Genomic DNA, 22,415 nt, shown 5'->3' on the forward strand with positions numbered 1-22,415 from the left:
CTCAAGCTAACAAATGTGATTAAGACCTATTTATCTTTCACTTTATCCAATTTAATCAGCAGAGCAAAGGCTCCCATCACAGCCATGAACCAGAAAATATTCGCTCCCCATGCTTCATAACCCCAACCACTTAATGTCGTCATTAGTGCAATAAATGCACCTAAAGGAATCGCATTATATAAGGCTTGCAGAGGGATCATTTTATTTTGAGGGAATCGCTGAATATATTGAATTGCCGCTAGGTGCGCCATCGCAAAAGTCACACCATGTAAAGCCTGAACGAGCACTAAAGCAAACAGTTCTGTCGTTGCTGCGGTTAACCCCCAACGGACCATGACCCCAACAGCCGCAACTTTAAATAGTGTTGATATTTTCCATCCTGCAAACAGTTTTTTACTGAAAGCAAATACCATGACCTCAGCAACAACCCCTAAACTCCATAGGTAACCAATGGTACTTTCTTGATAGCCCGACTCTTTCCAGTAGATAGAACTAAAACTGTAATACGCTGCGTGACTGCCTTGAATTAAAGAAACCAAAATAATGAATTTTAATACTGGTGCTTCTGTTAATAATGCAAGCAATGGTGGACGAGTTTGATCTTCTTCAGAAACCGATACTGGCATTGGGTTAGGGTTTCGCATCACTAAAAACAGTGCCGCTAATATCCCAGCAATCGCGGTATACACGATCATATCGGTGCCAAAGCCTGACACTAAATAACCCACCACCGTAGAGCCGGCAATAAAACTCACCGAACCCCATAAACGAGTTCGACCATAATCTAATAAATTATTCTTCGCGTAATAGTTTGTCATCGCATCAGACAATGGAACTGCAGGACCACAGGATAAATTAAAGAGCACCGTGACAAATGCCATCCACCAGAAACTTCCCCCATTAATTAAAAACAGACCAAGTGCAATTAACGAGGCGAAAGTAAGAATTCGTAACGCGGGAATTAAGTATTCAACCTTATGCAAACGAGGAGTTATTACCAAGTTCGCTACACAACGCGTCGCAAAACCTAAACCAATTAAGACACCGATATCTCCAGCAGATACGCCTTGGTCTTCAAACCACAGCGCCCAAAATGGTAAATAGACACCATAGGCGAAAAAGAACCCACCAAAGTATTGAGAGATCCAAGCAAAAGGAGAAACGCGAAACATGACAATGTCCAAAGGGAATAAAAAGAGACGCTCATTATGGCATTGTATTTGTTTATAAAAAGGGAAAACAAAAGAGAAGAAAAGTGCACCTTTTAAAATGTGACTTCGCCTTCAAATTTCACACCTTTTATGAAAACTCTAGACTAAAGTCGTCTTCATTCTTAGTTCATTTCTAGCGAGAATAGAAAAAATCGTCGATTAAAGGATGGAGTTATGCCAACTGAACTCAATTTCTCAATAGCCCCATTCAATATTCTGACAGCTGCACAACAAGAACAATTATCTCGTCATGTCGATATCGCTTACTTCCGCTCAAATGACATTATTTTGCATCAAGGGCAATCCTCAGAAAGCTTATACATTATAATAAAAGGCGTAGTTGAAGAGCGATCTCATGACAGTGGGGAGATCTATGCTCATTATACTCATGATGATATTTTTGATGTTCGCTCTCAATTAGATCACTGCGTAAAACACAATTATCACGCCCTTGAAGACACCTTATGTCACCTTATTCCTACTGAACTATTTCTCTCTATTTATCATGAGAATCCAGATTTCTCCGCTTACTTCAATGGCAGTTTAGCAAAACGAAAAGCGCTTCTAGCCCAAGCAAATCAACAACAAAATTTGGCTGAATTTATTCTCACAAAAGTTGATGATGATACGATTCACAAATCAATTACGGTAGATTGGAATACTTCATTAAAACAAGTCACTCACCTGCTTAAAGAAAATAATATTGATGCGCTTTTTGTGGCATTAAATCAGTATGACCCAAGGCATAAAGAAAGTGAAAATCCGTTACCCATCGGGATCATTACTCGTACCGATTTATTACACGCGTTGGTACTTGGTGATCATGAACAAAATCATCCTGTCGGCCCAATAGCAACCTACCCAATCGTATATATTCAAAAACATGACTATCTATTTAATGCCATGACTCTTATGACTCGCCACCACGTAAAAAGAGTTGCAGTGTTAGAGGAAAAAAAATTAATTGGTATGCTCGATATGACACAGGTATTGAGTCTTTTTTCTACTCATTCTCATGTATTAGCTCTGCGTATCGCCCGCTCACAAAGCATTGAAGAGCTAGCAATAGCAGCCAATAGTCAAACCCAACTCATTAATACTTTAATAAATAATGGCATTCGTACACGATTTATTATGGAGCTAATATCTACCGTTAATGAACAGATCATTGAAAAGGCGTTTACGTTAACTATTCCAAAAAGCCTTCATGATCATTGCTGTTTACTGGTTATGGGATCAGAAGGACGTGGGGAACAAATTTTAAAAACCGATCAAGATAATGCCTTAATCATTAAAAACGGATTGGAATGGCATCAAGTTGGTGAGCTGATGACACAATTTACCCAGACATTACTGCAACTTGGCTACCCTTTATGCAAAGGCAACGTAATGGTCAGTAACCCCCACTGGGTAAAAACAGAACAGGGGTGGCAGCATTATATTCATCAAATATGCACTGAACATAATGGCGATAATATGATGAATTTAGCCATATTTTCTGATGCCCAAGCCATTGCGGGTAATCGAGCTTTACTCTCTCCATTAAAACAGAGCGTCAGTGAGAAATTAAAAGACAACGAACTTGCGTTGAGTCTTTTTACTCGACCCGCCTTGCAATTCACCGTGCCACTCACCCTGTTTGGTAACGTCAAAAATAAAAAAGAAGGCATCGATATTAAACAAGGAGGGATTTTCCCTATTGTTCATGGCATTCGCGCCCTTTCTTTAGAGCAAGGACTAGAAAAAACCAACACCTTCCAACGTATTGAAGAATTAAGTTCACGCAGAGTATTAGAGCCATCAACCGCCGATAATTTAACTGAAGCATTGAAATTATTTTTTAAATGGCGACTTCGTCATCAACTGCAAGAAAGCCAAAATAGAGTCTCCAATTATATTCATATTGAACAACTCGATAGAACAGAAAGAGACTTACTGCGCCATAGCTTACATGTGGTAAAAAAGTTTAAAGAGTGGCTTGGTTACCATTATCAAATAAGGGATTAAGCGATGAATATTCTGCAACGATTATGGTGGCGATATAAATTACAAAATCATGCTCACCACCCTCTCTTTTCATCCTATTCTGGTGATGAGTTAGTCTCTATTGATTGTGAAACCACCAGTCTTGACCCTAATCATGCTGAATTGGTTTCGATCGCGGCCATTAAAATTAAACATAATCGAGTATTAACCAGCCAAACAATCCATTTAAAGCTGACACCACCACAAAGTTTGAACTCTGATTCCATTAAAATTCATCAACTTAGACATCAAGATCTCATTTATGGCCTATCAGAAAAAGAAGCGCTCAATCAGTTAATTCAATTTATTGGCAATCGACCAATCGTCGGCTATCACATCCACTATGATAAAAAGATTTTAGATCGCGCTTGCCTACGTCACTTTGCTCACCCTTTACCCAATGCACTCGTTGAAGTGTGTCATATCTATCATCATAAATTAGAGCGATTATTACCAAACGCCTATTACGACCTCAGCATTGAAGCCATTTCTAGACATTTAGACCTACCGCAGGCCGAACGCCATGACGCATTGGAAGATGCCATTGCCGCCGCACTAATCTATGTTCGCTTAACTCATGGGGATTTTCCTGATTTACCTAAAATAAGAAATGCACACAGTTACTGATCTGCGTCTCAAAAATCAACACTCACTCCCCTAAAAATTCAGTAAACCCTTCTTTCTCTGACTAAAGTCTAATTGTTGAAAAACCATTTCTAACCGAAAGTAATATCAACCCTACCAATAAAAAAACAGAGCCAATGACGGTGCTGCAATGAAATCCAGTCATAAATTGGATATTTGCTGTATTCACAAGGAGAAACAACATGAGTGACATTCACGTATACCCAGTCAATCAAGACATCGCAATCAATGCCCATGCCGATGAAGATAAATACCGTGAAATGTATCAGCAATCCGTGATTAATCCTGAAGGATTTTGGCGTGAACATGGACAAATTGTGGATTGGATGACTCCTTATACCAAAGTAAAAAACACCTCTTTCGATACTGGTCATGTAGACATTAAATGGTTTGAAGATGGCGAATTAAATGTCTCAGCAAACTGTATTGATCGCCACCTTGCTACTCGTGGTGACGACGTTGCTATTATCTGGGAAGGCGATGATCCTCAAGATGATGCCTCAATTACCTTCAATGAACTTCATGAACAAGTATGTAAATTTTCAAATGCACTAAAAAGCCAAGGGGTACGCAAAGGCGATGTGGTTTGTATTTATATGCCAATGGTGGCAGAAGCCGCAGTCGCAATGCTTGCTTGTACCCGCATCGGTGCGGTCCATACCGTTGTTTTTGGCGGTTTCTCCCCTGAAGCACTAGCAGGACGAATTGTTGATTCCGATGCAAAAATCGTGATCACGGCAGATGAAGGCGTTCGTGGCGGACGCACGGTTCCACTAAAAAGTAACGTGGATGATGCTTTAAATAACCCAGCAGTTACCACGATTGAAAAAGTTGTTGTGTTCCAACGTACAGGTAATGACATTGAATGGACTGAAGGTCGTGATGTTTGGTGGCATGAAGCAACCACGATTGCTTCTTCACATTGTGAACCTGAAGCGATGAATGCAGAAGACCCTCTATTTATTCTTTATACTTCTGGCTCAACAGGAAAACCAAAAGGTGTATTACATACCACTGGCGGCTATCTTGTTTATGCAGCAATGACCTTCAAATATATTTTTGATTACCAAGAAGGCGAAGTATTCTGGTGTACTGCCGATGTTGGTTGGATCACTGGGCACACTTATCTGATTTATGGTCCATTAGCGAATGGGGCAAAAACCATTTTATTTGAAGGCGTACCTAACTATCCAAGCACCAACCGCATGAGTGAAGTAGTAGATAAACACAACGTAAATATTCTTTATACTGCACCTACTGCAATCAGAGCATTAATGGCTCACGGTAAAGAAGCGATAGAAGGTACATCAAGAAGCTCTCTTCGAGTGATGGGGTCGGTAGGTGAACCTATAAACCCTGAAGCATGGGAGTGGTATTACAACACTATTGGTGATGCTCGTTGTCCAATCGTTGATACGTGGTGGCAAACTGAGACCGGTGGAATATTAATATCTCCACTACCTGGTGCAACCGCATTAAAACCAGGTTCAGCAACTCGTCCATTCTTTGGCGTTCAACCTGCTCTGGTTGATAACATGGGTAACCTCATTGAAGGTGCTGCCGATGGTAATTTAGTTATTACTGATTCTTGGCCGGGGCAAATGCGCACCATCTACGGTGATCATGAGCGTTTTGAACAAACTTACTTCTCAACCTTTAAAGGTATGTATTTTACCAGCGATGGCGCTCGACGTGACGAAGATGGATATTATTGGATCACTGGCCGTGTTGATGACGTATTAAATGTCTCAGGTCACCGAATGGGAACCGCTGAAGTTGAGTCAGCCTTAGTCGCTTTTGATAAAATAGCAGAAGCCGCGATTGTTGGCGTTCCTCATGATATTAAAGGGCAAGCCATTTATGCCTACATCACACTAAACTCTGGTGAAATACCAAGTGCAGAACTGCATAAAGAAGTAAAAGATTGGGTTAAAAAAGAAATAGGCCCTATCGCTACACCTGATTTTCTACACTGGACCGACTCATTACCAAAAACACGTTCAGGAAAAATCATGCGTCGTATTCTTCGTAAAATTGCCACTGGTGATACTTCAAATCTAGGAGATACCTCTACTCTTGCCGATCCAAGTGTGGTTGATAAACTGATTGAAGAACAAAGAAAAATTGCCTAAGTGAATCTATTTACCAACACCAACCTCTAGAGTAAAAACTCTGAACAAGGTATTGAGTCGCTATTAGCCATAATAGCGACTTTTTTCTTGTGACTTCTAGCTCAAATTTACAGAACTGTTAGCCCTTTCCTCATTAACTTGCTAATAAACAAAATTAAAAACTGTATAATTACTCAACAAATTAGAAAGTATTTGTTAACTAACAAGTAAAATTACGGAACTTAACTGCCCTCTTTGCTTCTTATTATCACATTTGAGTCAAAATATGTTTTATTCTCTTCTCATAAAGTGAGAACTTAGAGCTGATAAGACCAGTATTTTGCTGCGATTTGCTGTGATATTGTCTATAATTGCTTTTTATGAGTATTTGTAAGCCAATATTTGCAAAAACTCATTAGATCGAATATAAAAATTATGCTTTTTTTACTTCAATCGCAAGAACAAGGAATTTAGCATCACAATGTCGACTCAATCACGAATTTTAGTTCTCAATGGCCCGAATCTAAACTTATTAGGTCTTCGAGAGCCTGCACATTATGGCAATCAAAATTTAGAACAAATTGTTAATTCTCTAACTATTCAAGCCAATGCATTGAATATTGAACTTGAGCATTTACAGTCAAATCGTGAATATGAGTTGATTGAAGCAATTCATAATGCTTATCAAAACATTGATTTCATTATCATCAACCCAGCAGCGTTTACGCATACTAGTGTCGCTTTACGCGATGCATTGCTTGGGGTTGATATTCCTTTTATTGAAGTACATTTATCAAATGTCCATGCTCGCGAACCTTTCCGCCATCACTCTTATCTTTCAGATAAAGCGGTTGGTGTGATTTGTGGTTTAGGCGCTGATGGCTACGAATTTGCTTTGAATGCAGCAGCAAAACGTCTGCGTTCAAATTAATCACTGAATATAAAACAGAAGAGATTACACAATGGATATCCGCAAAATTAAAAAACTGATTGAACTAGTTGAAGAATCTGGCATTGCTGAACTTGAGATCTCTGAAGGTGAAGAATCAGTACGCATCAGCCGTGCTGTTGCACCAATGGCTCAATTAGCACCAATGCAAGCAGTTGCAGCTCCTGCACCTGTAGCGGCTCCAATCGCAGCACCTGCGGCAGCTCCTGTTGCTGAAGTACCAGCTGAAGTTGCTGGTCATAAAGTTTGCTCTCCAATGGTTGGTACGTTCTATGGCGCTTCAAGCCCTGACGCAAAACCATTTGTTAAAGTTGGCCAACAAGTAACTGCTGGCGATACATTATGTATCGTTGAAGCAATGAAAATGATGAACCAAATTGAAGCAGACAAATCTGGTGTTGTTACCGCGATTCTAGTTGAAGACGGTAACCCGGTTGAGTTTGATCAACCTCTTGTTATCATCGAATAATAGAGGTCTCTATGTTAGATAAATTAGTTATCGCAAACCGTGGTGAAATTGCACTACGTATCTTGCGAGCATGTAAAGAACTTGGCATCAAAACCGTTGCTGTACACTCTACAGCTGACCGTGACTTGAAACACGTTCTACTTGCTGATGAAACGATTTGTATTGGTCCTGCTCGTGGTATCGACAGCTACTTAAATATCCCTCGTATTATCAGTGCAGCTGAAGTTACTGGCGCTGTAGCGGTTCACCCTGGTTATGGCTTCCTGTCTGAAAATGCAGATTTCGCTGAACAAGTTGAACGCTCTGGCTTTATCTTTGTTGGTCCAAAAGCGGAAACTATCCGCATGATGGGTGACAAAGTGTCAGCAATCACTTCAATGAAAAAAGCTGGCGTACCTTGTGTACCTGGTTCTGACGGCCCATTAGATGATGATGCCGCTAAGAACAAAGCTCACGCAAAACGTATTGGTTTCCCTGTAATCATCAAAGCCTCTGGTGGCGGCGGTGGTCGTGGTATGCGTGTTGTTCGTGCAGAAAAAGATCTTGTTGAAGCAATTGCAATGACTCGTGCAGAAGCAAAAGCATGTTTCAATAACGACATGGTTTACATGGAAAAATTCCTTGAAAACCCTCGTCACATTGAAGTTCAAATTCTTGCTGATGGCCAAGGTAATGCTATTCACCTTGGTGAGCGTGATTGTTCTATGCAACGTCGTCACCAAAAAGTGGTTGAAGAAGCTCCGGCTCCTGGTATCACTGAAGAGATGCGTAAATACATCGGTGATCGTTGTACTCGTGCGTGTATCGAAATTGGTTACCGTGGTGCAGGTACGTTTGAATTCCTATATGAAAATGGCGAATTCTACTTCATTGAGATGAATACACGTATTCAAGTTGAGCACACGATTACTGAAATGGTAACGGGTATCGACTTAGTAAAAGAGCAACTGCGTATTGCTGCTGGCCAACCATTATCTTATACCCAAGATGATATTAAGCTACGTGGCCACTCTATTGAGTGTCGTATTAATGCTGAAGACCCAGTTAAATTCTTACCGTCTCCAGGTAAGATCACGCGATTCCATGCTCCAGGTGGTATGGGTGTTCGTTGGGAATCTCACATCTATACTGGCTATACAGTGCCACCACACTACGATTCAATGATCGGTAAGCTAATTACTTACGGTGAGAACCGTGATGTTGCTATTGCTCGTATGAAGAACGCATTAAGTGAAATGATTATTGAAGGTATTAACGTAAATACGTCTCTTCAACTATCAATCATGAACGATGAAAACTTCCAACACGGCGGTGCTAATATTCATTATCTTGAGAAAAAATTAGGTCTTCAATAAGACGCTAATTTTATTCTTTTAAGTTAAAGAAATAAATAAAGGCCGTGAGTGATTACACTCACGGCCTTTTTCTATGATAAAATTCGCCGATATTTCCAACTAAAAAAAGTGATCCCCATGCCTTGGATTCAAGTAAAACTAAACGCAACCTCTGAAAATGCTGAACAAATCAGTGACATACTAATGGAAGAGACTGGTGCTCTTTCTGTAACTTTTTTAGATGCTAAAGACGTACCTATTTTTGAGCCTCTTCCTGGAGAAACTCGTTTATGGGGCGAAACGGATATTGTTGCTCTTTATGATGCAGAAACCGACATGGATTTAGTGATTGCACAGTTAAAATCAAGCTCAGTACTTGATGATAATTTTGCTTATAAAGTAGAGCAATTAGAAGACAAAGACTGGGAACGCGAGTGGATGGACAACTTCCACCCTATGAAATTTGGTGAGCGTTTATGGATTTGCCCAAGCTGGCGTGAAATCCCTGAGCCTGATGCTATTAACGTAATGCTTGACCCTGGTCTAGCGTTCGGTACAGGCACACACGCAACAACCGCACTTTGCCTTGAATGGTTAGAGAGTATCGACCTAACTGGTAAAACCGTTATCGACTTTGGTTGTGGTTCTGGCATCTTAGCGATCGCGGCGATCAAACTAGGCGCAGCGAAAGTGGTTGGGATCGACATTGATCCTCAAGCGATCACCGCTTCAAAAGAGAATGCCGCTCGTAATGGCGTTGTCGACCAATTAGAATTATTCTTACCGGAAGAGCAACCAGAGAACCTTGTCGCTGACGTAGTTATTGCCAATATTCTTGCTGCTCCCCTACGTGAACTTTCAAGCATTATCACTGCTCACGTTGCCCCTGGCGGCGCTCTAGCAATGTCTGGTGTACTTGATACTCAAGCTCTCGATGTCGCTTCATATTATTCTGAGAACTTCACTCTTGATGCGATTGCAGAGCAACAAGAATGGTGCAGAATCTCAGGAATTAAGAAGTAACGTCGCCTCAGACCTACTCCTCCTAGAAAAAACTTCAATGCCTCAATACTAAATTTGAGGCACAAAACCGTCTAATTGACTGAAATATAAACAAATTGCATAAACTATTTGTAAATGCTCAAAATTTGCTCTTTTCAGGCGGACAAAAAATGCGTAAAATGCGCGCCCTTGCTGACACAAACGTGTGTGGATGTTTTGCAGATAGGTAAATATACATTAAAGAACAATCTTATCGTTGCTCCTATGGCTGGTGTAACTGATAGGCCCTTTCGTGAGTTGTGTATGCGTTACGGCGCAGGTATGGCTGTGAGCGAAATGATGTCTTCTAATCCAAAACTGTGGAAAACATCTAAGTCCCAAAATCGCATGGTACATGAAGGTGAATCTGGTATTCGCTCAGTACAAATTGCAGGGGCAGATCCAAAGTTAATGGCGGAAGCAGCGCAACACTGTGTTGAAACTGGTGCGCAAATCATCGATATCAATATGGGATGCCCTGCTAAAAAAGTGAATAAGAAGCTTGCAGGCTCAGCGCTTCTACAACGACCAGATTTGATTGAAGAGATCTTACTGGCTGTGGTGAATGCAGTTGATGTTCCTGTCACTCTGAAAACGCGCACAGGCTGGGATCCAGACAATAGAAACTGTGTTCAGGTTGCAAAAATGGCAGAACAGTGTGGCATTCAAGCTTTAGCGCTCCATGGGCGAACCAGAGCTTGTATGTACAAAGGTGATGCTGAGTACGACAACATTAAAGCGGTAAAAGAAGCGATTTCTATTCCGGTTATAGCGAACGGTGATATCGACTCGCCGGAGAAGGCTCGTTTTGTGCTTGATTACACAGGCGCTGACGCTTTAATGATCGGCCGTCCTGCACAAGGTAGGCCATGGATTTTTCAAGAAATCCAACATTATTTAGAAACGGGCGAACTTATGCCACCTCTTCCAATTGAAGAAGTGAAGGCCACTTTACTTGGCCATGTTCATGCGCTTCACCAGTTTTATGGTGAGTTTTTAGGCCCTCGCATTGCTCGTAAGCATGTGGGTTGGTATTTAAAAGAGCATGAGCAAGCAAATGAGTTCCGCCGCGGCTTTAATGCGATAGAGGACGCCTCACAGCAACTCCATCAGCTTGAAAGCTATTTCGACCACGTTGCATCATAATAACAGAAGAGCTAAACAGAATATGTTCGATCAATCTATGACTTCAGAAGCATTAACAGTTACAACAGTTACAGCACAAGACCAAATTACTCAGAAACCACTACGTGACTCTGTTAAGGCTTCGCTGAAAAACTACTTAGGCCAATTAAACGGTCAAGAAGTTAACGACTTATATGAATTAGTATTAGCTGAAGTAGAGCAACCTCTACTAGACATGATCATGCAGCATACTCGCGGCAACCAAACAAAAGCAGCAAATATGATGGGTATCAACCGTGGTACACTTCGTAAGAAACTTAAAAAATACGGCATGAACTAATATAGATTCATATCTTATTGAAAAATTTAAAGCAGTGTTAAGCAATTAACGCTGCTTTTTTTATACCTAAAATAAACACATTCATACCTTTCTAGGGACAATAGGTATAAAAAAACCGATACTACATTTCTGTAATATCGGCTTTTAAATCTCTTACCTACTATGGCGGCCAAGCTCGTTTCTTGCCACCACCAGCCCCAGCTCCTGAGCGAATAAGCTCAACAGCTTTTGCTGTTTTCTCTTCAATTCCTTTCAAGCGCTCATCAAGTTCACTTAAATCAGCAGAGGCTCCTGCAGTACTCGTACCTTGAGTAGCAACACCATCAATCATTTTACCGATCTTGGCATTCTGAGCTTCAATACGCTTAATACGAGCATCAAGCTCCATTACTGCTTTGCCTTGCTCACTGATTTTTTTATCGATAACTTTCAGAGCGGAAAGCAATTTCATTACGTATTGTTTTTCCATTAATTGGCTCTCACCTAATTTTTGCTCGTATTCTTATACATAAACTATCGACCATTTTATCAACATCTTGAGTAAACAGGCATAATAATTTACGCTTTTTTCTCTTCTAGCTCAGCCAAGGCTGAAAGAATCGAACAATGTGAGGCATCATCATCAATATGACCACAACATGCATCATTAATACTTTTTAATGCGGTACGAATATCTGTTAACTGCGCAATTTTTTCATCAATGGTATTTAACTTAGCTTGGGTGATCGATTTAACCTCAGCACAACTGTGTTTAGTGGCCTCTAAACGGATCGCAAGTAATTCCTGGATCTCATCTAACGTTAACCCTAGCTGCTTTGATTTTAAAATAAACCGAATTTGAGCCAAATTTTCTTCATTATAAAGACGATAACCACTGCTACTTCTTCCTGATGGAATAAGTAAGCCATTTTTCTCGTAGAAGCGTAACGTATCACTGGTTACCTTACACAGTTTTGCCAATTCACCAATCAAATACATTTTATTTTGCCTCATCCCTCTTTATACAGGCCTATTTTTATTCTTTTTTTAGAGAAATGGCATCTTTTTTTTACCAGTGCAAACGATTGCGCGAGCTTTTTTGTTTAACTTTAGTTAGAATATGCGCCATTGCGTTGATGTGATGTTTCTAACTTCACTCTCGATTAGGGTATTTCCCAAAACTGGCCAATTACTGTTTATTACTTTTACTACTTAATAAAAGACAAACAGAACAAGTTCATTTTTGGCAAAAATCCTAACTTAATTCTAAAGGAAGAAAGTAGCAATGAATAACCCACGTCCGATCCGTCGCGCGCTAATTAGCGTATCTGATAAAACTGGTATTGTAGAATTTGCTCAAGCACTGACTGAACGTGGTGTTGATATTTTATCTACTGGCGGCACAGCTCGCCTGCTGGCAGAAAAAAATATCCCTGTAACAGAAGTATCTGATTACACAGGCTTCCCTGAAATGATGGATGGCCGCGTTAAAACTCTTCATCCTAAAGTACATGGTGGTGTTCTTGGTCGTCGCGGTCAAGATGATGACATCATGGCTCAACATGGTATCAACCCAATCGATATTGTTGTTGTTAACCTTTATCCATTCGCTGAAACCGTAGCAAAAGAAGGCTGTACTCTAGCTGATGCTGTTGAGAACATCGATATCGGTGGTCCAACAATGGTTCGCTCTGCGGCTAAAAACCATAAAGACGTTGCTATTGTCGTTAATGCTCACGATTACGATCGCGTAATTTCTGAAATGGACGCTAACGACAAATCACTGACTCAAGCAACGCGTTTTGACCTTGCGATTGCAGCATTTGAGCACACGGCCTCTTACGATGGCATGATCGCTAATTACTTCGGCACTATGGTTCCTTCTTATGGAGAGAACAAAGAAGGTGATGAAGAGAGCAAGTTCCCTCGCACCTTCAACCAACAGTTCGAGAAAAAACAAGACATGCGCTACGGTGAGAACAGTCATCAAGCTGCTGCATTCTATGTTGAAGCAAATCCTGAAGAAGCGTCAGTATCAACTGCTCGCCAGATCCAAGGTAAAGCGCTTTCTTACAACAACATTGCAGATACAGATGCTGCTCTAGAGTGTGTGAAAGAATTTGACGAACCTGCATGTGTTATCGTTAAACACGCAAATCCATGTGGTGTTGCCCTAGGTAAAGATGTTCTTGAAGCTTATGACCGCGCTTTCAAAACAGACCCAACCTCTGCATTTGGCGGTATCATCGCATTTAACCGCGAACTAGATGCAGCTACAGCAACAGCAATTACTGAGCGTCAATTCGTTGAAGTTATCATTGCTCCTTCTGTTTCTGCTGAAGCAATTGAAATCGTAGCGGCTAAGAAAAACCTTCGTCTACTTGAATGTGGTGAGTGGTCGACGAAAACAACTGGCTTTGACGTGAAACGCGTTAACGGCGGTTTACTAGTTCAAGATCGCGATCAAGGCATGGTATCTGAAGATGAGCTTAAAGTGGTTTCTAAGCGCCAACCAACGGCTGAAGAATTAAAAGATGCATTGTTCTGCTGGAAAGTAGCTAAATACGTTAAATCTAACGCGATTGTTTACTCTAAAGGTGACATGACTATCGGTGTCGGCGCTGGCCAAATGAGCCGTGTTTACTCTGCAAAAATCGCAGGTATTAAAGCCGCTGACGAAGGTCTTGTAGTTGAAGGCTGTGCAATGGCATCTGATGCGTTCTTCCCATTCCGTGATGGTATTGATGCTGCAGCTGAAGCAGGTATTAAATGTGTTATCCAACCGGGTGGCTCTATGCGTGATGACGAAGTTATTGCTGCCGCTGACGAACATGGCATGGCGATGATCTTTACCGGTATGCGTCACTTCCGTCACTAATCAGAAAAGGCTCTAGATTTTCCTAGAGCCTTTTTTATTCGTTTAACAGTTCATCAATGTTGGCTTTTTACTCATCAACATTAATAGAAGTTTTAATTTTTAGAGCAAAATCAGATTGCCTAGTTCAAGGCAAACACGCGGAGCTTATGACTATAAGTGAGCATGTTTGACGCCGAAATCGGTAATCTGATGAAGCTATCAAAGGTAAAATAAAATGAATGTATTAATTATCGGCGCAGGCGGTAGAGAGCATGCTTTAGGCTGGAAAGCGGCACAAAACCCAAACGTTGAAACGGTATTTATCGCTCCAGGTAATGCAGGTACAGCGCTTGAACCAAAATTAGAAAACGTGGCGATTGATGTTGAAGACATTACTGCTCTTGTTGCGTTTGCTAAAGAAAAAGAAATTGAACTGACTATCGTTGGTCCAGAAGGCCCATTAGTGATTGGTGTGGTTGATGCATTCCGTGAAGCCGGATTACCTATCTTTGGTCCTACGAAAGCGGCAGCACAACTAGAAGGATCTAAAGCGTTTACTAAAGACTTCTTGGCTCGCCATGATATTCCAACAGGCTACTACGCTAACTTCACTGAAATTGAGCCAGCATTAGCTTATGTTCGTGAACAAGGTGCACCGATTGTCGTTAAAGCCGATGGCCTTGCTGCTGGTAAAGGCGTTATTGTTGCAATGACGCTTGAAGAAGCAGAAGACGCAATTAAAGATATGCTTGCTGGTAATGCCTTTGGTGACGCTGGCAGTCGTGTCGTTATTGAAGAGTTTTTGGAAGGCGAGGAAGCAAGCTTTATCGTTATGGTTGATGGCGCAAGTGTTCTACCAATGGCGACTAGCCAAGATCACAAACGTGTAGGCGATAAAGACACTGGCCCTAACACAGGTGGAATGGGCGCGTACTCTCCTGCTCCTGTTGTTACTCCTGAGATCCATAATCGTATTCTAGAAGAAGTTATCTATCCTACGGTTCGTGGAATGGATGCTGAAGGCGCACCTTATACTGGATTTTTATATGCTGGTTTGATGATTGATGCTGATGGCACACCAAAAGTCATCGAATATAACTGTCGCTTTGGTGATCCAGAAACACAGCCTATCATGATGCGTATGGAATCAGATCTTGTTGAGCTATGCTTAATGGCAATTGATGAGAAACTGGATGAAGCTGAATCTAAATGGGATCCACGCGCTTCTATCGGTGTTGTCCTTGCTGCTGGTGGTTACCCTTCAGATTACGCAAAAGGAGATATCATCTCTCTTCCTGCGACTGAAGTTGAAGGCCAGAAAGTATTTCATGCCGGCACAAAAAACAACGACGCTGGTGATGTAGTTACAAATGGCGGACGTGTGTTATGTGCAACTGCATTAGGTAATACCGTCTTAGAAGCTCAGGAACGTGCATATGAGCTTACAAAGCAAGTTAGTTGGAATGGAATGTTCCACCGCAATGACATTGGTTACCGTGCCATTGCTCGCGAATTAGAAAGCAAATAAACATTACTTTTCTACAAATAGCAAAAAGGCGCTAATGATAGCGCCTTTTTTATTGTTCAATAATCTACAACTGGTATTAATCTTCAATAAGATTTGGACGTTCTACACACTTATAACTGTCATCGGTTAATAACAATAACTCCGACATTTTTAAGATTTTCTTATCTCGATTTTTCTCTTCACCTAAAAATGAAATAAAGCTATCTAAGCCAGACAATCTTGCCACGACAAAATTAGGTAAGATCTGATTAAACTCTAATTGACTGTATTGTTTCCCATCACAAGAATTAAATGTCTCGCCGTCCCACTCACCTTGAAATAAAGAAATGTTATCTTTATTTAACCCTTCAACTTTAGCAATTAGATACGTTGATTGATCTTGAAATTGAGCTAACTGGGTTGGCATTAATGGAAATATACGGCCGTTTTTACGGTAGCGTTGATACACGGCTTCTCCGTTACCGTTATAACGAACGTGCATCATGTATGGAATAAGTCCATCGGTACTATCCAGCATTTCGCCTTCACGAACCGCTTCAACCAGTATGTTTTTTTCCCAACGGTAAGTCGTTTGATACCAACCATAATCACCCATGGTCACGTAATCAGACGCATTAATAGATTGTTGTAGTCGACGGGTATACCAATAAAAACTGGTCGCATCACCTTGTATTTGACCACCCGTTAAAGTGACCGATTTGATGCGTTGCTCATCTGAAGGATTTGATGAACAGCCAAAGAGAAATAAAGAAAGAAGTAAGGTAGAGAGAATGCGCTTCATAAAAAATGCCGAGTTAAGGGTTAACTCGGCAAAGTATATCTTAGTTCACTGATTCTTTCAGTGCTTTACCTGCAACAAATGCTGGTACATTAGCCGCTTTGATTTGAATCTCATCGCCAGTCTTAGGATTGCGACCAGTACGAGCTGCACGGTGATTTACTTTAAACGTACCGAAGCCAATAAGTTGTACCTGTTCGCCATCTTTAAGTGCGCCAGTTACGCCTTCTAGAGTCGCTTCAAGAGCTGCTTTTGCTTGTGCTTTTGATAGGTCTGCTTTTTCAGCAATAGCATCAATTAACTGGGTTTTATTCATTAGGGTTTCCCTTCTATTTTTTTGAAATCTTGTTCACTCTAATGCATAAAGACCCTATCTGGCAAAGGTTTGTCACGCTTCTTGCTACAGAATGCGTGTTCTTTAGGCACAAACTGAGTAACGTCTCACAAATTGTTACTATTTTTCACTTATGAGTCATTGTATTTTGGTCAATCAGCACCCATTTTATAAGGGCTTGCTTACTTTTTTGAGATTAATAATGTTTATTTTATCCATCTATATCGCCATTTCTATTAGCGTATCTTTCATTTGTTCTGTTCTTGAGGCTATTTTACTTAGTATTAGTCCAAGTTATTTAGCCCAAATGCGCCAGGAAAATCACCCTGCAGCAGAAAGATTAACGAAACTTAAAAATAATGTAGACCGTCCTTTAGCGTCTATTTTAACACTAAACACTATCGCTCATACTGCGGGTGCAGCAGCATCTGGTGCTCAGGCCTCTATTGTTTTTGGTAGTGAATGGTTAGGCGTATTCTCAGCGTTCTTAACGTTCGCTATCCTATTATTCTCAGAGATCGTACCTAAGACGATTGGTGCCACTTACTGGCGTCAACTAGCACCAATGGCAGCAAGAATGCTTTATTGGATGGTTCTATTACTGACTCCTGTTGTTTGGGCTTCAGAGCAACTGACCAAACGTTTAGCTCGTGGCCACCAAGCGCCAAAATTAAGAGATGAAATTGCAGCAATGGCGACGCTTGCAAAAGAGAATGGTGAGTTCGCTGAAGGTGAATCAAAAATACTAACAAATATCTTAAACATTAAAGATATCCCTGTGACACAGATAATGACACCAAGAACAGTATTGTTTCGCGTTAATGCAGAAATGACGGTTGAAGGCTTCCTAAAGGAACACATGAATACGCCATTCTCTCGTCCTTTGATTTACAGCGAAGACAGCGACAATATCATTGGCTTTACTCACCGCTTAGAATTGTTCTCTGCAATGCATGAAGGGCAAGGAAAACGCCCTCTTGGCTCTATCATGCGCCCTATCCAGATTGTCATCAGCACATCAACCTTACCAAAGGCATTTGAACACTTGATGAAGCACAGAGCGCAGCTTGCTCTAGTCATTGATGAATATGGCACGGTTCAAGGTTTATTAACGCTAGAAGATATCTTTGAATACATGGTTGGCGAAGAGATTATTGATGAAGCTGACAAAACAACAGATATGCAGCAACTTGCTCAACAACGTTGGACAAATTGGAAAACTAAACACGGTGTTATCGATAATACAGATAAAGAAGAACACTAAGTAAATTCAAAAATAAATATAAAGGTGTTAGCAAGCCCCTTTAGATTAAAACAAAAAAACCGATGAATTATCATCGGTTTTTTTATGCAAGTAAGAGTATTAGTAGCTCAGTTCAAGTCCAATATTACTTACATTTTCATCTCGTAACTCTTGGCGTAGATCTTTAATTAAATCGATATCACGCTCTTCTGCTTCACGAAGAGGACGGAAAATAGCCCACTGGACATCCCACTCTTCACAAATCACCTCAATTTCTTTTTGATTTTCGTCTGTTACTTCTTCACCCGTTTCCGCTTCAACTAGTTGAGCAACGGTCATCACAGATAATTGACTGATCTTAAACATCGCGTCTTCTAATACATCACGATCTAAGATCCCGTGTAAGAAAGTCGATAGCGCAACACACGCATCAATAGCCGGATAAGTTAGGTAAATTGAGTCATCATCTAACTCAGGGATCATTTCTTCTAGCTTTTCTAATTGACGTTCAAAATTAATCTTGGCATTTTTAACGGTCAATAGTTCCCAAATACTATCTAGTATAACGCGATAGGTTTGAGGCTCAGCAAAGCCTGTAGCTTCACAATAATGGGCATAGTTTGGATACATACGCTCACATAAAGAAGCCATAAAAGTAATTTGTTGCCATGGTTCAAACTTTTCTAAACGAACTTGGATAGGATTGCGTAACATATACGATTCTACACTATAAAAAAATGACGCTTTAAGTGTACTTGATAACCACGAATGACAAAAGGAAGGTTATGAATAAATTACTTATCATTTCAAAAGAAAAAGAGAAATACCTCTCACTTTTCAAGCCATCGGATCTTCCTGATCTCGAAATTTGTCACGATCTTAGAAAGGCTGACATTGTTCTTGCCGATCCACCACTCATTCTAGATTTACTTAACCAATTTGAATCTGTCGACTGGGTTCAATCTACCTTTGCGGGTATTGACGCTTTAACACACCCAGACTTAAGACAAGACTACGATCTGACCAATGTAAAAGGGATCTTTGGTCAACAGATCTCTGAGTATGTCTTGGGTTATTGCATTCAATATTTTCGTCACTTTACATTGTATGAGCAACAACAACAGCAAAAACAATGGCAACCTCATAGCTACTCATCACTCACCGATAAAGTCATGGTCATTCTAGGTACGGGATCGATTGGTTGCGCTCTTGCAAATACGGCGAAAGCATTAGGCTTTACTGCTTATGGTATTAATCGTTCAGGCATTCCACCCAAAGATTCTCCCTTTGAAAGAGTATTTCACATTACTGAAATGAGCAGCGCTTTTAAGCAAGCAGACGTGATTGTCAGTACTTTACCTAAAACAGAACAAACCGTTGGCTTACTTAATATTGATACGTTAAACGACTGTAATGGCGCATTACTATTTAACGTTGGACGTGGTGATGTCATCGATAACTATGGCTTATTGCATGCCCTAGAGTCGCAATCCCTCTCTCATGCTTTTCTCGATGTGTTTACTAACGAGCCCTTATCTCAAGAATGTCCCTATTGGCACCACCCTAACATCACAGTGACTCCACATATTGCTGCAATCAGTTTTCCTGAGCAGGTTTTTGAGCAGTTTACTGAGAATTACTTACGTTGGCGTGATGGGTTTTCATTATTGAACTTGGTGGATTTTGATAAGGGTTATTAAGATCATTTAGTAAAAAACAAAGCCTGTTTATGCGCAGGCTTCAATATTCTGTTAATTAATGTTCAGTTACTGATGTTTTGGTGCGGCGGCAAGTTTTGCTCGTATAAACTCTAAATGATCAAGATAGATCAAATCGGAGACTTGGCGAATAACAGCCTCTTCCATCGGTTCAATTATGCCATCGGCATACGCAACAGCCCACATCGCTTCGATTAAATCATAACGCTCATTTGGCATTAAGGCTCTCAGCTTAGTCGTAAACTCATATAAAGACGTCGACGCTTTACTTTTAGCTACCGCTTCCAGCAATAATTGCTGTGCTTGTTCTTCACTAATATCGAGCAGTTTTACCAATAACTGTAGTTTCGCGCTATCTTCACGCTCATCACTTTGATGATCAGCGCCCGATACTTCGCAAAGTAATGAGGCCATTGCTAAATGCATCGAGGTCGTATCATTTGAGCCGCTTTCTGCCGCTTCATTGATGACTTTTTTTAATAAGGTACGTAATTGTTTAAACATAACTGGCTCTTTATTGCTTTCATCTAATTTATGACAATAAAATTATAGCTCTGTTCTAATAAAAAAGGAGACTACAATGAGTCTCCTTTCTATCTAGGATCTTAAACTAAGATTTTATTTATGGTAAGGCTTAGATAAATCATGAACCGCTTCCACAAATACACCTGCATTTTCTGGCGGAACGTCTAAGTGAATACCATGACCTAAGTTAAATACGTGGCCTGTTCCTTCATTACCAAAACCTTCTAGAATAGTACCCACTTCTTGGCGAATACGTTCAGGTTGTGCGTAAAGGATTGATGGGTCCATATTACCTTGTAGAGCCACTTTATCACCAATGCGAGCTTTCGCATCTGCAATATTGATTGTCCAATCAAGGCCTACGGCATCACAGCCTGTTGCTGCAATTGACTCTAACCACATACCACCATTCTTTGTGAATAGCGTTACTGGTACACGACGACCTTCATTTTCACGAATTAAGCCATCAACGATCTTATGCATGTACTGCAAAGAGAATTCGTTGTAATCACGAGGCGTTAATACGCCACCCCATGTATCAAATACCATCACTGATTGTGCACCCGCTTTAATTTGCGCGTTTAGGTATTCAATAACTGTATCAGCTAATTTATCTAGCAATAGGTGCAAAGTTGCAGGCTCTGCATACATCATTTTTTTGATCTTAGTGAATGCTTTTGAGCTTCCGCCTTCAACCATGTATGTCGCTAGTGTCCAAGGACTACCAGAAAAACCAATCAGTGGCACTTCGCCTTTTAGATCTTTACGGATTTGACGCACTGCATTCATTACGTATTGCAGCTCACCTTCTGGATCTGGAAGGCCAATTTTAGTTACGTCAGCTTTACAAGTAATTGGGCGTTCAAACTTAGGGCCTTCGCCTGTTTCAAAGTACAGACCTAAACCCATCGCATCAGGAATAGTCAGAATATCTGAAAATAGAATCGCTGCATCTAGAGGAAAACGACGTAAAGGCTGAAGAGTCACTTCTGAAGCAAGCTCTGCATTTTTGCACAGAGACATGAAATCACCAGCTTCTGCTCGTGTCGCCTTGTACTCTGGAAGGTATCGACCTGCTTGGCGCATCATCCAAACTGGTGTGTAATCTACTGGTTGTTTTAATAACGCACGTAAATAGCGGTCATTTTTTAATTCTGTCATGATCTTTCCTTATATTAGCTCCCGCTATTGTAGCACTCAATCTCTGGAACAAAAGCTTACCTTTGTTATCAAGATCATATTTACTTAATCTTCTACTAAATGCGAATTATTCAATTCTTTGCTGGGCTTCTATTTCATCAAAGGTCGCCTCGATTAACGAACGAGCTATTGTGCCCTTTGGTGCTAACTCTGGCAGATTATCTTGAGGGTACCAATCCGCTTTTATTAACTCATTTTTATCTACTTTGATCTCACCAGAGTCATAATCAGCCATATAGCCCATCATTAAACTGGAAGGAAAGGCCCATGGCTGACTACCAAAATAGCGAATATTAGAGATGTTAATCCCCGTTTCTTCAAACACCTCACGCGCGACAGCCATCTCTAACGTTTCGCCAACCTCAACAAAACCAGCAAGAACAGTGAATAATCCACCTTTATGTCGTTGGTGCTGTGCTAATAAAATGGTGTCATCTCGACGTACTGCAACAATAATTGAAGGAAAAATACGGGGGTAATGCAATTTTCTACATTCATTACATTGCATGGCTATTTGGTTGAGGTTTAATTGCGTTCGGCCACCACATTGAGGGCAAAAGCGAAATTCACGAGCCATGAACCCATATTGAATCGCTTTACTTATCATTAGAAATAACGGTTCTTTGATCTGTAGTAGGTCTCTCAAGCTAGTATATTCAACGGTTTGCTCTATGTGTTCATCATTGATCCACATCACAGGGAAACCGTCATAATCACCAATGCATACCGCTTGCTCAAAAGGTAAATTAAGTTCAATGGCACTCCCGCAAGGAAGGTTACTGCCCTCTAGCCAAATTGCTGAATCATTTACGACACACCAGTACGCGTTTGTATGTTGGTTTAACATCTTTATCACAACCCTCTTGCAGCCATCAATATTTACTGGCAATCTTAAAGAACATAGTAATGAGTGTATACCCAACCGATCTTCTCTGAAACTGTATTTTAATATGTTGGGTATAGATATAAGACGTTGGTTTATTGCTTGCAACTACAAGGATAT

22 protein-coding genes are annotated in these 22,415 nt (G+C 40.6%); 13 read left to right on the forward strand and 9 right to left on the reverse strand.

Features of this window, described 5'->3' with window-relative positions; genetic code table 11:
- Positions 1-26 precede the first annotated feature (26 nt).
- The gene (locus tag ED622_RS10495; RefSeq protein ID WP_122033814.1) at positions 27-1,172 is read right to left on the reverse strand and encodes a 3-phenylpropionate MFS transporter; all 1,146 of its coding nucleotides are present in this window, start codon (positions 1,170-1,172) and stop codon (positions 27-29) included.
- A gap of 213 nt (positions 1,173-1,385) precedes the next feature.
- On the opposite strand from ED622_RS10495, the gene ED622_RS10500 reads away from it, so the two are divergent.
- From ED622_RS10500 to fis, 9 genes are all read left to right on the forward strand, one after another.
- Positions 1,386-3,218, forward strand: a complete 1,833-nt coding sequence (locus tag ED622_RS10500) for a putative nucleotidyltransferase substrate binding domain-containing protein (RefSeq protein WP_122033815.1) — start codon at positions 1,386-1,388, stop codon at positions 3,216-3,218.
- Between the two features lie 3 nt (positions 3,219-3,221).
- Complete coding sequence (locus ED622_RS10505; protein WP_122033816.1) at positions 3,222-3,863, forward strand: 3'-5' exonuclease; 642 nt, start codon at positions 3,222-3,224, stop codon at positions 3,861-3,863.
- A 200-nt stretch (positions 3,864-4,063) separates the two neighbouring features.
- The gene (acs, locus tag ED622_RS10510; RefSeq protein WP_122033817.1) at positions 4,064-6,013 is read left to right on the forward strand and encodes an acetate--CoA ligase; all 1,950 of its coding nucleotides are present in this window, start codon (positions 4,064-4,066) and stop codon (positions 6,011-6,013) included.
- Between the two features lie 460 nt (positions 6,014-6,473).
- Positions 6,474-6,923 (forward strand): type II 3-dehydroquinate dehydratase, encoded by a 450-nt coding sequence (gene aroQ, locus ED622_RS10515; protein ID WP_122033818.1) that lies wholly within the window; start codon positions 6,474-6,476, stop codon positions 6,921-6,923.
- Positions 6,924-6,954: 31 nt separating this feature from the next.
- Positions 6,955-7,410: an acetyl-CoA carboxylase biotin carboxyl carrier protein gene (gene accB, locus ED622_RS10520; RefSeq protein WP_122033819.1), complete on the forward strand. Its 456-nt coding sequence runs from the start codon at positions 6,955-6,957 to the stop codon at positions 7,408-7,410.
- An 11-nt stretch (positions 7,411-7,421) separates the two neighbouring features.
- Entirely contained in the window at positions 7,422-8,765 is a 1,344-nt protein-coding gene (accC, locus tag ED622_RS10525; RefSeq protein ID WP_122033820.1) for an acetyl-CoA carboxylase biotin carboxylase subunit, read from the forward strand.
- Between the two features lie 117 nt (positions 8,766-8,882).
- Positions 8,883-9,767 carry a 50S ribosomal protein L11 methyltransferase gene (gene prmA, locus ED622_RS10530; RefSeq protein ID WP_122033821.1) on the forward strand — a complete coding sequence of 295 codons (885 nt, stop codon included), beginning with the start codon at positions 8,883-8,885 and terminating at the stop codon, positions 9,765-9,767.
- A 195-nt stretch (positions 9,768-9,962) separates the two neighbouring features.
- The gene (gene dusB / locus ED622_RS10535; RefSeq protein WP_162922509.1) at positions 9,963-10,931 is read left to right on the forward strand and encodes a tRNA dihydrouridine synthase DusB; all 969 of its coding nucleotides are present in this window, start codon (positions 9,963-9,965) and stop codon (positions 10,929-10,931) included.
- 22 nt (positions 10,932-10,953) lie between these two features.
- Positions 10,954-11,250 carry a DNA-binding transcriptional regulator Fis gene (fis, locus tag ED622_RS10540; protein ID WP_005421285.1) on the forward strand — a complete coding sequence of 99 codons (297 nt, stop codon included), beginning with the start codon at positions 10,954-10,956 and terminating at the stop codon, positions 11,248-11,250.
- A gap of 160 nt (positions 11,251-11,410) precedes the next feature.
- On the opposite strand, the gene ED622_RS10545 is transcribed toward fis, so the two are convergent.
- Positions 11,411-11,719 (reverse strand): hypothetical protein, encoded by a 309-nt coding sequence (locus ED622_RS10545; protein WP_122033822.1) that lies wholly within the window; start codon positions 11,717-11,719, stop codon positions 11,411-11,413.
- 89 nt (positions 11,720-11,808) lie between these two features.
- Complete coding sequence (gene zntR, locus ED622_RS10550; RefSeq protein WP_122033823.1) at positions 11,809-12,228, reverse strand: Zn(2+)-responsive transcriptional regulator; 420 nt, start codon at positions 12,226-12,228, stop codon at positions 11,809-11,811.
- A 286-nt stretch (positions 12,229-12,514) separates the two neighbouring features.
- On the opposite strand from zntR, the gene purH reads away from it, so the two are divergent.
- A complete protein-coding gene (gene purH, locus ED622_RS10555; RefSeq protein ID WP_122033824.1) occupies positions 12,515-14,107 on the forward strand; it encodes a bifunctional phosphoribosylaminoimidazolecarboxamide formyltransferase/IMP cyclohydrolase in 1,593 nt (530 codons plus the stop codon).
- Positions 14,108-14,321: 214 nt separating this feature from the next.
- Positions 14,322-15,614, forward strand: a complete 1,293-nt coding sequence (purD, locus tag ED622_RS10560; protein ID WP_045103097.1) for a phosphoribosylamine--glycine ligase — start codon at positions 14,322-14,324, stop codon at positions 15,612-15,614.
- 76 nt (positions 15,615-15,690) lie between these two features.
- Here purD and ED622_RS10565 read toward each other — a convergent pair whose 3' ends face one another.
- On the reverse strand, positions 15,691-16,395 hold the full coding sequence (locus ED622_RS10565; RefSeq protein WP_122033825.1) for a DUF1481 domain-containing protein: 705 nt from the start codon (positions 16,393-16,395) through the stop codon (positions 15,691-15,693).
- Positions 16,396-16,435: 40 nt separating this feature from the next.
- Complete coding sequence (locus tag ED622_RS10570) at positions 16,436-16,708, reverse strand: HU family DNA-binding protein (RefSeq protein ID WP_122033826.1); 273 nt, start codon at positions 16,706-16,708, stop codon at positions 16,436-16,438.
- A gap of 220 nt (positions 16,709-16,928) precedes the next feature.
- On the opposite strand from ED622_RS10570, the gene ED622_RS10575 reads away from it, so the two are divergent.
- Positions 16,929-17,990, forward strand: coding sequence for a CNNM domain-containing protein (locus ED622_RS10575; protein ID WP_122033827.1), 1,062 nt, complete (start codon positions 16,929-16,931; stop codon positions 17,988-17,990).
- A 99-nt stretch (positions 17,991-18,089) separates the two neighbouring features.
- Here ED622_RS10575 and ED622_RS10580 read toward each other — a convergent pair whose 3' ends face one another.
- Positions 18,090-18,683 (reverse strand): YjaG family protein, encoded by a 594-nt coding sequence (locus tag ED622_RS10580; RefSeq protein ID WP_122033828.1) that lies wholly within the window; start codon positions 18,681-18,683, stop codon positions 18,090-18,092.
- 71 nt (positions 18,684-18,754) lie between these two features.
- On the opposite strand from ED622_RS10580, the gene ED622_RS10585 reads away from it, so the two are divergent.
- Positions 18,755-19,669, forward strand: a complete 915-nt coding sequence (locus ED622_RS10585) for a D-2-hydroxyacid dehydrogenase (RefSeq protein ID WP_122033829.1) — start codon at positions 18,755-18,757, stop codon at positions 19,667-19,669.
- Positions 19,670-19,735: 66 nt separating this feature from the next.
- Here the strand turns inward: ED622_RS10585 and ED622_RS10590 are convergent, their stop codons facing one another.
- The 3 genes from ED622_RS10590 to nudC form a co-directional block, all read right to left on the reverse strand.
- On the reverse strand, positions 19,736-20,191 hold the full coding sequence (locus tag ED622_RS10590; protein ID WP_162922505.1) for a TerB family tellurite resistance protein: 456 nt from the start codon (positions 20,189-20,191) through the stop codon (positions 19,736-19,738).
- Positions 20,192-20,305: 114 nt separating this feature from the next.
- On the reverse strand, positions 20,306-21,373 hold the full coding sequence (gene hemE / locus ED622_RS10595; RefSeq protein WP_045103104.1) for a uroporphyrinogen decarboxylase: 1,068 nt from the start codon (positions 21,371-21,373) through the stop codon (positions 20,306-20,308).
- Between the two features lie 106 nt (positions 21,374-21,479).
- Positions 21,480-22,259 (reverse strand): NAD(+) diphosphatase, encoded by a 780-nt coding sequence (gene nudC, locus ED622_RS10600; protein WP_122033830.1) that lies wholly within the window; start codon positions 22,257-22,259, stop codon positions 21,480-21,482.
- Positions 22,260-22,415: the final 156 nt, after the last annotated feature.

It is taken from the genome of Aliivibrio sp. EL58 (assembly GCF_900312675.1).
Taxonomy (GTDB): domain Bacteria; phylum Pseudomonadota; class Gammaproteobacteria; order Enterobacterales; family Vibrionaceae; genus Aliivibrio.

Bases quoted from the DNA above. Each gene is read 5' to 3' on its own strand.
- ED622_RS10495 (WP_122033814.1), bottom strand. From the start codon at position 1,172: ATGTTTCGCGTTTCTCCTTTTGCTTGGATCTCTCAATACTTTGGTGGG.
- ED622_RS10500 (WP_122033815.1), top strand. From the start codon at position 1,386: ATGCCAACTGAACTCAATTTCTCAATAGCCCCATTCAATATTCTGACA.
- ED622_RS10505 (WP_122033816.1), top strand. From the start codon at position 3,222: ATGAATATTCTGCAACGATTATGGTGGCGATATAAATTACAAAATCAT.
- acs (WP_122033817.1), top strand. From the start codon at position 4,064: ATGAGTGACATTCACGTATACCCAGTCAATCAAGACATCGCAATCAAT.
- aroQ (WP_122033818.1), top strand. From the start codon at position 6,474: ATGTCGACTCAATCACGAATTTTAGTTCTCAATGGCCCGAATCTAAAC.
- accB (WP_122033819.1), top strand. From the start codon at position 6,955: ATGGATATCCGCAAAATTAAAAAACTGATTGAACTAGTTGAAGAATCT.
- accC (WP_122033820.1), top strand. From the start codon at position 7,422: ATGTTAGATAAATTAGTTATCGCAAACCGTGGTGAAATTGCACTACGT.
- prmA (WP_122033821.1), top strand. From the start codon at position 8,883: ATGCCTTGGATTCAAGTAAAACTAAACGCAACCTCTGAAAATGCTGAA.
- fis (WP_005421285.1), top strand. From the start codon at position 10,954: ATGTTCGATCAATCTATGACTTCAGAAGCATTAACAGTTACAACAGTT.
- ED622_RS10545 (WP_122033822.1), bottom strand. From the start codon at position 11,719: ATGGAAAAACAATACGTAATGAAATTGCTTTCCGCTCTGAAAGTTATC.
- zntR (WP_122033823.1), bottom strand. From the start codon at position 12,228: ATGTATTTGATTGGTGAATTGGCAAAACTGTGTAAGGTAACCAGTGAT.
- purH (WP_122033824.1), top strand. From the start codon at position 12,515: ATGAATAACCCACGTCCGATCCGTCGCGCGCTAATTAGCGTATCTGAT.
- purD (WP_045103097.1), top strand. From the start codon at position 14,322: ATGAATGTATTAATTATCGGCGCAGGCGGTAGAGAGCATGCTTTAGGC.
- ED622_RS10565 (WP_122033825.1), bottom strand. From the start codon at position 16,395: ATGAAGCGCATTCTCTCTACCTTACTTCTTTCTTTATTTCTCTTTGGC.
- ED622_RS10570 (WP_122033826.1), bottom strand. From the start codon at position 16,708: ATGAATAAAACCCAGTTAATTGATGCTATTGCTGAAAAAGCAGACCTA.
- ED622_RS10575 (WP_122033827.1), top strand. From the start codon at position 16,929: ATGTTTATTTTATCCATCTATATCGCCATTTCTATTAGCGTATCTTTC.
- ED622_RS10580 (WP_122033828.1), bottom strand. From the start codon at position 18,683: ATGTTACGCAATCCTATCCAAGTTCGTTTAGAAAAGTTTGAACCATGG.
- ED622_RS10585 (WP_122033829.1), top strand. From the start codon at position 18,755: ATGAATAAATTACTTATCATTTCAAAAGAAAAAGAGAAATACCTCTCA.
- ED622_RS10590 (WP_162922505.1), bottom strand. From the start codon at position 20,191: ATGTTTAAACAATTACGTACCTTATTAAAAAAAGTCATCAATGAAGCG.
- hemE (WP_045103104.1), bottom strand. From the start codon at position 21,373: ATGACAGAATTAAAAAATGACCGCTATTTACGTGCGTTATTAAAACAA.
- nudC (WP_122033830.1), bottom strand. From the start codon at position 22,259: ATGTTAAACCAACATACAAACGCGTACTGGTGTGTCGTAAATGATTCA.